Annotated in this window: 13 protein-coding genes; 6 read left to right on the plus strand and 7 right to left on the minus strand. The window is 61.3% G+C overall.

Annotation, left to right across the window (positions count from 1 at the left end):
• The first annotated feature begins 31 nt into the window (after positions 1 to 31).
• Positions 32 to 433, plus strand: coding sequence for a hypothetical protein (locus H620_RS0123685; protein WP_027908159.1), 402 nt, complete (start codon positions 32 to 34; stop codon positions 431 to 433).
• Positions 434 to 536: 103 nt separating this feature from the next.
• On the opposite strand, the gene H620_RS0123690 is transcribed toward H620_RS0123685, so the two are convergent.
• Both H620_RS0123690 and H620_RS0123695 read right to left on the minus strand, forming a co-directional pair.
• A complete protein-coding gene (locus H620_RS0123690; RefSeq protein ID WP_023381207.1) occupies positions 537 to 968 on the minus strand; it encodes a GNAT family N-acetyltransferase in 432 nt (143 codons plus the stop codon).
• Positions 958 to 1344, minus strand: a complete 387-nt coding sequence (locus H620_RS0123695) for a DUF488 domain-containing protein (RefSeq protein ID WP_027908160.1) — start codon at positions 1342 to 1344, stop codon at positions 958 to 960. The genes H620_RS0123690 and H620_RS0123695 overlap by 11 nt, the downstream gene beginning before the upstream one ends.
• A 128-nt stretch (positions 1345 to 1472) precedes the next feature.
• Here H620_RS0123695 and H620_RS0123700 point away from each other — a divergent pair, with 128 nt between their 5' ends.
• Positions 1473 to 3089 carry an inorganic phosphate transporter gene (locus H620_RS0123700; RefSeq protein WP_027908161.1) on the plus strand — a complete coding sequence of 539 codons (1617 nt, stop codon included), beginning with the start codon at positions 1473 to 1475 and terminating at the stop codon, positions 3087 to 3089.
• A gap of 113 nt (positions 3090 to 3202) precedes the next feature.
• Here the strand turns inward: H620_RS0123700 and H620_RS0123705 are convergent, their stop codons facing one another.
• The 3 genes from H620_RS0123705 to H620_RS0123715 all read right to left on the minus strand — a co-directional run bounded on the left by H620_RS0123705 (position 3203) and on the right by H620_RS0123715 (position 5959).
• Positions 3203 to 3898, minus strand: coding sequence for a glutathione S-transferase N-terminal domain-containing protein (locus H620_RS0123705; RefSeq protein ID WP_023381210.1), 696 nt, complete (start codon positions 3896 to 3898; stop codon positions 3203 to 3205).
• Between the two features lie 73 nt (positions 3899 to 3971).
• On the minus strand, positions 3972 to 4469 hold the full coding sequence (locus H620_RS0123710; protein WP_023381211.1) for a PaaI family thioesterase: 498 nt from the start codon (positions 4467 to 4469) through the stop codon (positions 3972 to 3974).
• Between the two features lie 107 nt (positions 4470 to 4576).
• Positions 4577 to 5959 (minus strand): amino acid permease, encoded by a 1383-nt coding sequence (locus H620_RS0123715; RefSeq protein ID WP_027908162.1) that lies wholly within the window; start codon positions 5957 to 5959, stop codon positions 4577 to 4579.
• A gap of 423 nt (positions 5960 to 6382) precedes the next feature.
• On the opposite strand from H620_RS0123715, the gene H620_RS0123720 reads away from it, so the two are divergent.
• Positions 6383 to 7633, plus strand: coding sequence for a 2-aminoadipate transaminase (locus H620_RS0123720; RefSeq protein WP_027908163.1), 1251 nt, complete (start codon positions 6383 to 6385; stop codon positions 7631 to 7633).
• 3 nt (positions 7634 to 7636) lie between these two features.
• Here H620_RS0123720 and H620_RS0123725 read toward each other — a convergent pair whose 3' ends face one another.
• Positions 7637 to 7939, minus strand: coding sequence for a hypothetical protein (locus H620_RS0123725; RefSeq protein WP_023381214.1), 303 nt, complete (start codon positions 7937 to 7939; stop codon positions 7637 to 7639).
• Positions 7940 to 8146: 207 nt separating this feature from the next.
• Between H620_RS0123725 and H620_RS0123730 the strand changes: the two genes are divergently transcribed.
• Both H620_RS0123730 and fusA read left to right on the plus strand, forming a co-directional pair.
• Positions 8147 to 8572 carry a hypothetical protein gene (locus H620_RS0123730; protein WP_023381215.1) on the plus strand — a complete coding sequence of 142 codons (426 nt, stop codon included), beginning with the start codon at positions 8147 to 8149 and terminating at the stop codon, positions 8570 to 8572.
• A gap of 73 nt (positions 8573 to 8645) precedes the next feature.
• Complete coding sequence (fusA, locus tag H620_RS0123735; protein WP_023381216.1) at positions 8646 to 10760, plus strand: elongation factor G; 2115 nt, start codon at positions 8646 to 8648, stop codon at positions 10758 to 10760.
• Positions 10761 to 10871: 111 nt separating this feature from the next.
• Here the strand turns inward: fusA and H620_RS0123740 are convergent, their stop codons facing one another.
• The gene (locus H620_RS0123740) at positions 10872 to 12314 is read right to left on the minus strand and encodes a SulP family inorganic anion transporter (protein WP_023381217.1); all 1443 of its coding nucleotides are present in this window, start codon (positions 12312 to 12314) and stop codon (positions 10872 to 10874) included.
• Between the two features lie 135 nt (positions 12315 to 12449).
• Here H620_RS0123740 and H620_RS0123745 point away from each other — a divergent pair, with 135 nt between their 5' ends.
• Positions 12450 to 13214: a secretin N-terminal domain-containing protein gene (locus H620_RS0123745; protein WP_238346386.1), complete on the plus strand. Its 765-nt coding sequence runs from the start codon at positions 12450 to 12452 to the stop codon at positions 13212 to 13214.
• Positions 13215 to 13368 lie beyond the last annotated feature (154 nt).

Genomic DNA, 13368 nt, shown 5'->3' on the forward strand with positions numbered 1-13368 from the left:
TAAGCCTCACTCAAAAATCGAGGACTTAACAATGAGCAATACTGATACACAATGGATCGAAGAGACAAAATGGATCGAAAACCGATTTGTTATCGAATTCAAAAGCACGGGCTTAAAATATGAAACAGACAAATTCGATTCCCACAGCACCTTGATCAAAGGCACCTTCTCTTTAGCCTCAGGCAATTATGTGGTCGCTATCGAGACGAGGACCGCAAGCTTTACCAACGGCAACTGGGTAGTCCCAGATCAACTAGATGTAACCCTTTACCCACCAAATGGCCGAATCATAGCCACTCAAGGCGAGGTACACATTATTCAACGAGTGGGTCAAAAGGTATGGGGGAGGATCGACGTGAGCTATCCACTAGAAGACGATAAGAAAGAAACGGTCACCGGTCGATTTAAGACAACACTCCGAGTAACTGACTGATACACCAAGACGCCTTCCAATCAACCTTGGAGGCCTTCGTCTCATAACCTATCAGCGCTCTCGCTTTCACTAACGTAGCCGGCGCTTCAGCGAACCCGCTACGTTAGTCTATTTCTCGCTGCAGTTGCCAAAAACAATCCGCCTCCCCGACTTTTAGAAAGCCATGGCGCAAGTATAAGTATCGCGCCGGATTACTCCTGAATACCATCAACCTCAACAATGGCAAATGCCGCAGCGACGCCCAGTCGGCCAGTTGCTCCAGCACACAACTCCCCACGCCCCGGCCGCGATGTTCTGGCGACAGGTGCAGTTCGCGAATGAACAGCGCCTGCCGGTCCTGGCTCAGGCTACAGAACCCCAGTACGGTATCCCCCTCCACCACTAGCCATTGCTCGCGCCAGGCCCACGCCTGGTCGAACGCTTCCTCGATCCACAGCAAGTCGAACTCGCGGTAGTACGGCAACATCGCCCGCCGCGTCAGATCGCGCGCGAACGTACGATCGGCGTCGGTCGCGGCTTTCAGTTCAATGGCCATAGCACACCGGCGAGCTTGCCGGCCCATGTCGGTCCAGTTCATCCTCCAGCCATTGCGCCAACACCCGTGCGTTGTTGTGGCGCGTGTCCTTGCCGGCATAGAGCAGAGTCAGGTCCCCCTTGGCCGCCAGGTCCAGCAAGGGGTACCAATGCTCGGGATGCGCCGCCAGCTCTTGCCGGTAGCGCTGGCTAAAAACGGCAAAATCCAGCTCACCCCGATGGAATGCCTGGCGCAGCTCGACGGAAGGCGCGACCTCGCGCAACCAGGTTCCCTGCAGGTCATCCTTGCGTTTGTTGCGCGGCCACAGGCGGTCGACCAGCACACGTTGGCCATCGCTTGCCTGCGCCGCATCGTAGACACGCTTGCAGTGAATCATGGGTTTCTCCTGCGCTGACCGTTCGTCCCTGGCCTAGCGAGTTCTTTGACAAAGATCAGTCTAGCGTCCCGAATTGTTTCTATGCTCAGGGGCCTCGGCAACTTCGCCCAACGCCAACCGGAGCCCCCATGGCAACCCCGTCACTGGCCACCCAGACGCACCTGGCCCAGCGCGACGCCCGCCCACAATTATCCCACAAGCCTGGGCGCGCCACCCTGACCTTGTTCTTTGGCCTGCTATTGGCGGGCATCGCCTATACCGCCTGGAGCCTGAGACAGGACGTCACCGCCAGCGGTACGATCATCACCACTGTCACCCCCTTTCTGCTGCTGGGCCTGGCTTTGCTGATCGCTCTAGGCTTCGAGTTCGTCAACGGTTTCCATGACACCGCCAATGCTGTAGCCACCGTGATCTACACCCACTCTTTACCTGCGCCAGTGGCAGTGGTGTGGTCTGGGCTGTGCAACTTCCTGGGGGTGCTGCTTTCCAGTGGCGCGGTGGCCTTCGGCATCATTGCCTTGCTACCGGTGGAGCTGATACTACAGGTCGGATCTTCGGCTGGCTTCGCCATGGTGTTCGCCCTTTTGCTGGCGGCGATCATCTGGAACCTTGGCACCTGGTGGCTGGGCCTGCCGGCCTCATCGTCACATACGCTGATCGGCTCGATCATCGGCGTGGGCGTAGCCAACGCCCTGATGCATGGCCGCGATGGCACCAGTGGTATCGACTGGAGCCAAGCCAGCAAGGTCGGTTATGCCCTGCTCTTTTCCCCGCTGGTCGGTTTCGCCTGCGCGGCATTGCTCCTGCTGGCCTTGCGCGCACTGGTCAAGCGCCGGGCGCTGTACCAGGCACCGGAAGGCCAGACCCCACCGCCCTGGTGGATCCGTAGCGTGTTGATCCTGACCTGCACCGGCGTGTCCTTCGCCCATGGTTCCAATGATGGTCAGAAAGGCATGGGGCTGATCATGCTGATTCTGGTCGGCACATTGCCCATGGCGTACGCCCTGAACAAGACCATGCCGAACGAGCAGGCCTTGCAGTTCTCCGCTGTCGCTGAAGTGACGCGCCAGGCGCTGGTACGCAGCGACCCGCAGCCAGCGCCGGCCGATCCGCGCCGGGTGCTGACTGCGTTCATTGCCGAGCCCAGGACCAACCCGCAACTGGTGCCCGCCCTGGCAGCACTCACCGGTATGATCGGCGAGCAAGTCAAAGGCTATGGGTCGCTCAAGCGCGTGCCAGCCGAGGCCATGGCCAACGTGCGCAACGACATGTACCTGACCAGCGAAGCCATTCGCCTGCTCGACAAGCACCGCCTGGCCACCTTCGATGCTGCCACCCGCAGCCAGGTACAGATGTTCAAAGGCCAATTGGACGATGCCACGCGTTACATCCCGCTGTGGGTCAAGGTGGCCGTGGCCATCGCGCTAGGATTGGGCACCATGGTGGGCTGGCGGCGGATCGTGGTGACGGTGGGCGAGAAGATCGGCAAGACCCACCTCAGCTACGCCCAGGGCGCTTCGGCCGAGGTGGTGGCAATGTGCACCATCGGTGCTGCGGACATGTTCGGGCTACCGGTATCCACCACCCATGTGCTCAGTTCAGGGGTAGCCGGGACCATGGTGGCCAACGGCTCGGGCATTCAGAAACGCACCCTGATCAACCTGCTGATGGCCTGGGTGCTGACACTGCCGGCGGCCATGTTGCTGGCGGGGTGCCTGTACTGGATTCTGAGCCACGTGTTCTGAATCCGGGGCACTGGCCCCTCCCACACGGACAGCGCAGATCCTGTAGGCGGCGGCTTGCCGGCGATGACGCCGGTACAGTCAAGACGACGCCGTTACCCGTCCATTCAAATACTTCAACCCGGAATTTTCAGCCCACGCTGCACCGCTGGGCGTTCGAGGAACCGAGCCAGCGCACGCTGCACTTCCTTGAACTCATCGAACCCCACAAGCTCCCGGGCGTTGTAGCGCTCCACCAGGTTGCGCACCCAGGGGAAGATGGCGATATCGGCAATGCTGTACTCGTCCACCATCCACTGCCGCCCTTCCAGGTGTCGGTCGAGCACGCCGAGCAGGCGCTTCGATTCGTTGACGTAGCGGTCGCGAGGGCGCTTGTCTTCGTATTCCTTGCCCGCGAAGAAGTGGAAGAAGCCCACCTGGCCGAACATCGGACCAATGCCGCCCATCTGGAACATCAGCCATTGCAGGGTCTGGTAGCGGCGGGCCGGGTCGTCGCTGAGCAACTGGCCGGACTTTTCCGCCAGGTACTGCAGGATCGCCCCCGATTCGAACAGCGGCAGCGGCTGGCCGCCCGGACCGTTCGGGTCGAGAATCGCTGGGATCTTGTTGTTGGCGCTCAGGGAAACGAACTCGGGAGTGAGCTGGTCGTTGCTGTCGAAGTTGACCTTGTGCACCTCGTACGGCAGCCCGATCTCTTCCAGCATGATCGACACCTTGACGCCGTTGGGGGTGGGCAACGAATACAGTTGCAGCCGCTCAGGGTGTTTCGCGGGCCACTTTTGAGTGATCGGGAATGCGCTCAGATCGGTCATGGTCAACCTTGCCTGGGGAATGGTCCTGCCACTCTAGAGGCATCGCGGTCGGCTGACCATCATCCCGTGGCCTTCAAGCCTGTCCGTGGGCCTTGAGCTTGAGCTTGTCGGTATCGACTCGTACGAACACCGAATCAGCGGTCACTGTCAGCACATCGCCAGCCCAGACTTCACAGATCACGCGGCTCTTGCGTCCCACCTCGCCCTCTACACGCGCCTTGAGCAATAACTCCACGCCCATCGGGGTCGGCTTGAGGTAGGTGAGGTTGAGCGTGCCGGTGACGCAGTCGATGCGCGGCAAGCTGCCCGGCTCGCGACCTTCGGCACGGTAGTGATAGGCCATGGCGGTCCAGTTGGAATGGCAGTCGACCAGCATGGCCAACAGGCCACCGTAGACCAGGCCGGGCCAGCCGCTGAACGTGCTGTCAGGTGTGTGCCGGCACGACAGATGAATGCCATCGGCGTCCCAATGGCTTTGCACGTGCAGGCCGCTGGGGTGGGCGCAACCGCAGCCATAGCAGGTGCCGTCCGGCGCGGCCAGGGCTTGAAGGGAAAGGGTCTGGTCGTTCATGCGCTTCCTGTGCTTGTTGGAATGGGAAGAAATGCCTGCCTCGATGGTAACGCTCGAATCTGTCAGCGCCAATCGCAAAACGGGGGCGCACCGCGCCCCCTGGAGGATCACGCCGTCTGAGCGACTACCTTGCCCCGACGCTGGGTCAGCGACACCAGCAGGATGAACAGCGTCACCCCGGCAGTCATCAGCGTCTCGTAACGGTAGGCATCACTGAGCAGCATGTAGCCCAGGACCATGACGATGGTGCCGATCACCAGCCAGGTCAGCCATGGGAACAGCCACATCTTCAGTTCCAGCGGACGGCCTTCGCGCTCGGCACGGGCACGCATGCGCAACTGCGAGACGGCGATCACCAGGTACACCAGCAAGGCGATGGCGCCCGTGGTGGACAACAGGAAGCCGAACACCTTGCCGGGGAATACATAGTTGACGAAGCAACCCGCAAAGCCAGCCAGGGTCGAGAGAATGACCGCAACGGTTGGAACACCCGAGCCGGAGACACGCTTGGTGATGCCAAGCGCCTGGCCACGGGCCCCCAGGGAATACAGCATCCGTGACGCGGTGTAGAGGCCAGAGTTCATGCAGCTGGTCACGGCCACCAGTACCACTACGTCGACCAGTAGCTTGGCGCCCGGCACGTTGAGTACCTCCAGCACCCGCTGGAACGAACCCACTGCCTTCAGGCCCGGATCGTTCCAGGCGACCAGCGATACCACCAGGAAGATCGACGCCAGGTAGAAGATTGCGATGCGGTAAACCACCAAGTTGGTGGCGCGTCGGATCTTGTCTTTCGGATTGGCCGTCTCGTCAGCTGCAATGGTGACGATCTCGGCACCAAAGAACGAGAAGATGGTGATCAGCACGCCACCGAGCACAGTGCCGAAACCGTTGGGCATGAAGCCACCGTTGTCCCACAAGCGGCTGACACCAGACACCTCGGCCAGCGGCCAGGCGCCGAATACGGCGAGGCTGCACACCACGATGAAGGCGATGATGGCAAGCACCTTGACCAGCGCGAACCAGTACTCGAAGGCGCCGAAGTTCTTCACGCTGATCAGGTTGGTGCCCGACAGCACGACCATGATCAGGAACGCGAACAGCCATGACGGCACGCCCGGGAAATAGGCATGGAGAATATCCGCGCCGGCAATCGCCTCGACCGGGATGATCAGCACCCAGAACCACCAGTACAACCAGCCGATGGTGAAGCCCGCCCAAGGGCCGATGGCCTCGCCAGCATAGGTGGAAAACGAGCCGCTGTTAGGATTGGCGATGGCCATTTCACCCAGCATGCGCATCACCAGCAGCACCAGCAGGCCAGTCATGGCATAAGAAATGAGAATCGCCGGGCCAGCGGTGGCGATGGCATTGGAGGAACCGATGAACAGGCCTGCGCCGATGATGCCGGCAATGGAGATCATGGACACCTGACGTGAGGTCAGGCCGTGCTGCAAGGAACGCTGTTTCTTGTTGTGTAGCGAAGCCATGGAGAACCCTCGAATGGGTTGGCCGCCGCAAGGGCGGCTGAAAGTTGGAGCAGAATTCTGGTAAGTCCGTAGTGCTCGTTCTTGTTGTTGTGAAGGCGCCGGTAGCGGATATTTCCCTCCTCTTCGCACGACCGGTTGTCAACGTTGTTCCAGGCCAGTATCAATCCATCGGCGTGGGTCAACAAACGACCTTTTCGAAACACATGATTCCATTTGAGAATGAACTTCTGACGTTTCTGCTCGGTACCAGTCCACAGCGCCCAAACGGCAGATAGCACGATCCATTTCACCGTTGCCCTAAAGAGGCTAGCGAATCCGCCAGTTCACGAATCCATGGAATGATCGCAATCCAATAATTCGTTTGCGGTCTCACACCTTTGCACGCTTGGATAGGGGGAAAATTGAACAAAGGTTTGCGTGCCCATGCCTCAGGAAAGTATCAGCCAGTCCATTGCCATCGTTCATCCGATCACACTTTCCCATGGCCGCAATGCGGAAGTTTGGGACACGGACGGCAAACGTTATATCGACTTCGTCGGCGGTATCGGCGTACTCAACCTGGGCCACTGCAACCCGGCCGTGGTCGAGGCGATTCAAGCGCAGGCCGCGCGCCTGACCCACTATGCCTTCAACGCCGCCCCCCATGGGCCGTACCTGGCGCTGATGGAGCGCCTGAGCCAGTTCGTACCCGTCAGCTACCCATTGGCCGGCATGCTCACCAACAGTGGCGCGGAAGCGGCGGAGAACGCCCTCAAGGTCGCCCGCGGTGCCACAGGCAAGCGCGCCATCATCGCCTTCGACGGCGGCTTCCACGGTCGCACCCTGGCAACCCTTAACCTCAACGGCAAGGTCGCCCCTTACAAGCAACGGGTAGGTGAGCTGCCCGGCCCGGTTTATCACCTGCCCTACCCCAGCGTCGACACCGGCGTGACCTGCGAGCAGGCACTCAAGGCCATGGACCGCCTGTTCAGTGTCGAACTGGCGGTCGAAGACGTGGCTGCATTCATTTTCGAGCCGGTTCAGGGTGAAGGCGGCTTCCTCGCCCTCGACCCCGGATTCGCCCAGGCCTTGCGGCGCTTCTGCGACGAACGGGGGATCTTGATCATCATCGACGAAATTCAGTCAGGCTTCGGTCGCACCGGCCAGCGCTTTGCCTTCCCGCGACTAGGGATGGAGCCAGACCTGCTGCTGCTGGCCAAGAGCATCGCCGGCGGCATGCCGCTGGGCGCGGTGGTCGGACGGCAGGACCTGATGGCGGCCTTACCCAAAGGTGGCCTGGGCGGCACCTACTCGGGCAACCCGATTGCCTGTGCGGCGGCCCTGGCCAGCCTGGCGCAGATGACCGACGAGAACATCGCCACCTGGGGCGAGCGTCAGGAACAGGCCATCGTTCGTCGATTCGAGAAGTGGAAGGCGGCAGGTCTGGGTGGGTGCATCGGCCGCCTGACCGGCGTGGGCGCCATGCGCGGGATCGAATGCGTCGATTCCGACGGCAACCCTGCGCCAACCCGGCTGGCCAAAGTGATCGAAGCAGCCCGGGCCAAAGGCCTGCTGCTGATGCCCAGCGGCAAGGCGCGGCACATCATTCGCTTGCTGGCACCATTGACCATCGAGGCCGAAGTGCTCGAGGAAGGACTGGATATCCTCGAGCAGTGCCTGGCCGAGTTGGCCTGAGGCTTACAAGCCCAGTTCAGCGGGGGTCAGCATGTCCGACTCGAAGGCGATCCAGCCGCCTTCGAGCTCGGCATGGCCGTTGACGATAGGGCCATAGTAGGTCAGGCCATTCTCCAGGGTCACGCAAATATGCGTGGCCGATTTTTCCGGGGCCGCGAGCGTACCGACGAAATGCACCTTCTTCAGCACTTCGGTCACGGCTTCGAGACCGACACGCATGTTGGGGTTTTCCGACGCCTCGACGTCACCGCCACGATCTTCGGCGCTGACAGTGATGGTGGCGATGTACGGGTACTTGTTGCTCAAACGGGGTTACCTCGATTGATGGATGTAGGCGGGCGCGTAGAGTACGGTAGCCGTTACCGGTTGTCTCTACTGCCCGACTTCAGCACGATCTGCGGTCCAGGCGGGAACCGCTTGCCAGCGACTAGGCCAGACCTGCAACAGGTGATCTGAAGGCCCCGATCTGTTAGGGTGCCCGCCGATACATGCCCCACCACCCGAGGATTTAGCGTGAGCGCCGAACACCCCCTGATCGCCGACCTGTTCGAGGTCGACAAACGCCTGACCCTCAAGCCCGTCGTGGACTTCAACAGCTACCTGCGCAATGCTTTCGGCGAGGGCTCGTGCCGCTGCCATCGCTGCTCCGAGGGCAACGACCCAAGCACCTATAGCCACCAGCACACGTTCACCCTCGAAGGCCGCCAACTGCATCGCCGCTTCGCCAGTACCGCGGGCAGTGACGTGCTTCAAGTGCTGAAGAAAGCCTGGCTGTCCTACACCAAGGCCGACCTGCCCCCCATCGGCGTGCTGGATCTGACCACGCTCAAGACCTTCACCGAGCCCAGCCTGCACGCCCGCCTGCTGGCCCTGCTGCCTGCCAGCGGCCTGGCCCGGGAAGTCGACGGCCAGTGGATGCTGCAAGCCCAGGCCGATTGATGGCCCGGCGGTAAAGCAGGATTCTTCCGGTCTGCTACCTTGGGAGAATCCGCCCATCCGCAGGTAGTCCGTCATGGCCCGTACAACGCCCATCGAGCTGTACCGCAACATCGGCATCGTCGCCCACGTGGATGCCGGCAAGACCACCACCACCGAACGCATCCTGTTCTACACCGGGGTCAACCACAAGATGGGCGAGGTGCATGACGGCGCCGCCACCATGGACTGGATGGCCCAGGAACAAGAGCGCGGCATCACCATTACCTCGGCTGCCACCACCGCCTTCTGGCAGGGGTCGACCAAGCAGTTCGCCCACAAGTACCGCTTCAATATCATCGACACCCCCGGCCACGTCGACTTCACCATCGAAGTCGAGCGCTCGCTGCGCGTGCTCGATGGCGCGGTCGTGGTATTCAGCGGCGCCGATGGCGTCGAGCCACAGTCCGAGACGGTGTGGCGCCAGGCCAACAAGTACCATGTCCCACGCCTGGCCTACATCAACAAGATGGACCGACAGGGCGCCGACTTCCTGCGCGTGGTCAAGCAGATCGACCAGCGCCTGGGCCACCACCCGGTACCCATTCAGCTGGCCATCGGTGCTGAGGAAAACTTCATCGGCCAGGTCGACCTGGTGAAAATGAAGGCCATCTACTGGAACGAAGCCGACCAAGGCACCAGCTATCGCGAAGAGGAGATTCCGTCAGAACTCCTGCCCTTGGCCAACGAGTGGCGGGCACGCATGGTCGAAGCGGCGGCCGAGGCGGATGACGAGCTGACCATGAAGTTTCTCGAAGGCGAAGAGCTGACCACCGAAGAAATCAAGGCCGGCCTGCGCAAGCGCACGCTGAACAACGAGATCGTCCCGACCATCCTGGGTTCATCGTTCAAGAACAAGGGGGTACCGCTGATGCTCGATGCGGTCATCGACTACCTGCCCGCCCCCTCGGAAATCCCGGCGATCAAGGGCACCGATCCGAACGATGAGGAGAAGCACCTGGAACGCCATGCCGATGACAACGAACCGTTCTCGGCCCTGGCCTTCAAGATTGCCACCGACCCCTTCGTCGGCACCCTGACCTTCGCCCGGGTATATTCCGGCGTGCTCAGTTCAGGCAATGCAGTGCTCAACTCGGTCAAAGGCAAGAAAGAAAGGATCGGCCGCATGGTGCAGATGCACGCCAACCAACGCGCCGAGATCAAGGACGTCTGCGCCGGTGATATCGCGGCACTGATCGGTATGAAGGACGTCACCACCGGCGACACCCTGTGCGACATGGACAAGCCGATCATCCTTGAACGCATGGACTTCCCAGACCCGGTGATTTCCGTGGCCGTCGAGCCCAAGACCAAGGCCGACCAGGAAAAGATGGGCATCGCCCTCGGCAAACTGGCCCAGGAAGACCCTTCGTTCCGGGTCAAAACCGACGAAGAAACCGGCCAGACCATCATTTCCGGCATGGGCGAGCTGCACCTGGACATCATCGTGGACCGCATGCGCCGCGAGTTCAACGTCGAAGCCAACATCGGCAAGCCGCAGGTGGCTTACCGCGAGAAAATCCGCAATACCTGCGAGATCGAAGGCCGCTTCGTGCGCCAGTCCGGTGGGCGTGGCCAGTACGGCCATTGCTGGATCCGCTTTGCCCCAGGCGAAGAGGGCAAGGAAGGCCTCGAGTTCGTCAATGAAATCGTTGGCGGCGTGGTACCCCGTGAATACATCCCTGCCATCCAGAAAGGCATCGAGGAGCAGATGAAGAACGGTGTACTGGCCGGATACCCGCTGATCAACCTCAAGGCTGCGGTATTCGACGGCTCATACCACGACGTCGACTCCAACGAGATGGCCTACAAGATCGCCGCGTCCATGGCTACCAAGCAGTTGTCGCACAAAGGCGGCGCGGTACTGCTGGAGCCGGTGATGAAGGTCGAGGTGGTTACGCCCGAGGAGTACCAGGGCGACATTCTGGGTGACTTGAGCCGGCGCCGTGGAATGATCCAGGACGGCGACGAGACCCCTGCGGGCAAGGTCATACGGGCGGAAGTGCCTTTGGGCGAGATGTTCGGCTATGCCACCTCGATGCGCTCGATGACCCAGGGGCGGGCCAGTTTTTCGATGGAGTTCACCCGATATGCCGAGGCACCGGCGAGTATTGCCGATGGCATAGTGAAGAAGAGCCGCGGGGACTCCTGAGCCGCCGTCTCATTGCCGGGGCAGCCCAGGCAATTCGTGTGTCGTTGCTCCAACCCAGGGGCCGCGTTGCGGCCCTTTGGCGGCGCCAGGCCGCTCTCACGGGTTGGGCCGTCAGTCCTGCTCCCCAGCCCGTTTCAGCAGCTTCTTGCAACGCTCGGAAAGATGCACCACCCGCAGTTGCTTGCCCGCCTTGGCATAGCGCTCGCGCAAGGTCTTCAACGCTGCGACCGCCGAGTAGTCGACGAAGCTCAGGTGCTGGCAGTCCAGGGTCACCTTGGCCGGGTCATTGGCCGGGTCGAACTGGTTGAGGAACGGCGTGGTGGAGGCGAAGAACAACGTGCCGTGCACCTGATAGCGCTTGCCGCCCTCTCCGTCGTCATGGCTGTCGGCATACAGCTCCCGCGCATGTTGCCAGGCGAAATTGACTGCCGCGATCACGATGCCGAACAACACTGCCATGGCCAGGTCCGTGAGCACAGTGACCACCGTCACCGCAATGATCGCCAGGACATCGCTCACCGGCACCTTGTTCAGCACCCGCAACGATGCCCAGGCGAAGGTCTGCTGGGCCACCACGAACATCACCCCGACCAGCGCCGCCAGCGGAATCCGTTCGATCAGAGGCGACAGGAACAGCACGAACAACAGGATCATGCCACCCGCCACGACGCCGGACAGTCGGCCACGGCCGTTGGAACTCAAATTGATCACCGTCTGCCCGATCATCGCGCAACCGCCCATGCCACCGCACAACCCGGAAACCATGTTGGCCGCGCCCAGGGCCACGCACTCCCGATCCGGGAAACCACGGCTCTCGGTGATTTCGTCGGTGAGGTTCAGCGTCAGCAGGGTTTCCAGCAGGCCAACCATGGCCATCAGCACGGCATAGGGGGCGACGATCTCCAGGGTGTCCAGGTTCCACGGTACATCTGGCAGGGCCAACTGCGGCAGGCCACCTGCAATGTGCGCCATGTCGCCGAGGGTGCGGGTGGGAAGATCGAGCAGGTACACCAGCAAGCCGACACCGAGAATCGCAACCAGCGCCGGCGGCACGGCGCGGGTCAACCTGGGCAAGACGTAAACCACCAGCATGGTCAGCGCCACCAGGCCGATCATCAGGTACAGCGGTGCGCCAGCGAGCCAATGTTCGCCCTGCTTGAAGTGCTCGAGCTGCGCCAGGGCGATGACGATCGCCAGACCGTTCACGAAGCCCAGCATTACCGGATAGGGCACCAGGCGTACCAGCTTGCCCAGACGCAGCGCGCCGAACAGGATCATCACCACCCCACCGAGCAGCACGGTGGCCAGCAGGTATTGCACACCATGCTGTACCACCAGGGCGACGATCACCACGGCCATCGAACCCGCTGCGCCGGAAATCATGCCAGGACGGCCACCGAACAGCGCCGTCAGGGTGCAGATGATGAAAGCACCGTACAGCCCCATCAGCGGATTGAGGTGGGCCACCAGGGCAAAGGCGATGCACTCGGGCACCAGGGCAAAAGAGGTGGTCAGGCCGGCGAGTATGTCGGCGCGGAGTCGAGCGGGCTTCATGGCAATCCTACGGCGGTGCCCTTGAGGGCGATGCAAAACACAAGGAGCGCGATGTTACGGAATTTGTCCTACAGCAGCCACCACCACGCAGAACCTGTGACCCAGACCCGGCACAACGCGAACAAATTTGCCATCATGAACATTCCACCCGCGGAGATCATGGACATGCCGCTACGCCCCCTCATTACCTCCTTGCTGATGGCCGCAAGCTTCACCACCCAGGCCGCCACCGAAGTGCTGCCGCTGCAGCATCGCAGCAGCGCCGAACTCCTGCCCACTGCCCAGTCCTTTCTCGGCAGGGACGGCACGGTCAGCGCCTTCGAGAACAAGCTGATCGTCAACGCCAGCCCCGAGCGCATCGACGACCTGCGCTCGCTGCTGCAGCAGCTGGACACAGCGCCCAAGCGCCTGCTGATCAGCGTCGACAACACCGACCACAACTTCCAGGACAACCATGGCAACGCCCGAATCATCCAGTACGGCACCGCCAACCGTGAGGGTGGCATGCAGCAGATCCAGGCCAGCGAAGGCAAGGCCGCGCTGATCCAGATCGGCCAGAGCATACCGGTGACCAGCACCAGCACCGATGGTTACGGCGGCTTCCAGAGCAACACTGAATACCGCAACGTCACCCAAGGTTTCTACGTGACGCCAAGCGTGAGCGGCGACACGGTTCGTCTGCAAATCAGCACCAATAATGACCGCATCAGCCAGGAACGCGCCGATGTAGTGAAAGTTCAAAGCACCGACACGACAGTCACTGGCAAGCTCGGAGAGTGGATCACACTGGCGGGCTTCAACCAGGACAGCCAGTCCGAACGCAACCCGTCAACCCTCACTTACAGCACCCAGCGCGGCGAAAACATGACTTTGCGTGTCAAAGTCGACCTTCTGGACTGATCCCAGGCAAATCAAGGCCTCGACCAAAGGCCTTGAAACTGACCAGCAAGTCGCATTAGACCAAAGATGTAGTAAGTGGAAAAAAGCACTACAAAACATTTGACAGGCACTTTTTCCCAAGGGCATGATGGCCTCGCTCCCGCTAATCAGAGGC

It is taken from the genome of Pseudomonas taiwanensis DSM 21245 (assembly GCF_000425785.1).
Lineage (GTDB): Bacteria > Pseudomonadota > Gammaproteobacteria > Pseudomonadales > Pseudomonadaceae > Aquipseudomonas > Aquipseudomonas taiwanensis.

What these genes read in the sequence shown, in the direction of transcription:
- H620_RS0123685 (WP_027908159.1), top strand. Translation starts at nt 32, where the DNA reads ATGAGCAATACTGATACACAATGGATCGAAGAGACAAAATGGATCGAA.
- H620_RS0123690 (WP_023381207.1), bottom strand. Translation starts at nt 968, where the DNA reads ATGGCCATTGAACTGAAAGCCGCGACCGACGCCGATCGTACGTTCGCG.
- H620_RS0123695 (WP_027908160.1), bottom strand. Translation starts at nt 1,344, where the DNA reads ATGATTCACTGCAAGCGTGTCTACGATGCGGCGCAGGCAAGCGATGGC.
- H620_RS0123700 (WP_027908161.1), top strand. Translation starts at nt 1,473, where the DNA reads ATGGCAACCCCGTCACTGGCCACCCAGACGCACCTGGCCCAGCGCGAC.
- H620_RS0123705 (WP_023381210.1), bottom strand. Translation starts at nt 3,898, where the DNA reads ATGACCGATCTGAGCGCATTCCCGATCACTCAAAAGTGGCCCGCGAAA.
- H620_RS0123710 (WP_023381211.1), bottom strand. Translation starts at nt 4,469, where the DNA reads ATGAACGACCAGACCCTTTCCCTTCAAGCCCTGGCCGCGCCGGACGGC.
- H620_RS0123715 (WP_027908162.1), bottom strand. Translation starts at nt 5,959, where the DNA reads ATGGCTTCGCTACACAACAAGAAACAGCGTTCCTTGCAGCACGGCCTG.
- H620_RS0123720 (WP_027908163.1), top strand. Translation starts at nt 6,383, where the DNA reads ATGCCTCAGGAAAGTATCAGCCAGTCCATTGCCATCGTTCATCCGATC.
- fusA (WP_023381216.1), top strand. Translation starts at nt 8,646, where the DNA reads ATGGCCCGTACAACGCCCATCGAGCTGTACCGCAACATCGGCATCGTC.
- H620_RS0123740 (WP_023381217.1), bottom strand. Translation starts at nt 12,314, where the DNA reads ATGAAGCCCGCTCGACTCCGCGCCGACATACTCGCCGGCCTGACCACC.
- H620_RS0123745 (WP_238346386.1), top strand. Translation starts at nt 12,450, where the DNA reads ATGAACATTCCACCCGCGGAGATCATGGACATGCCGCTACGCCCCCTC.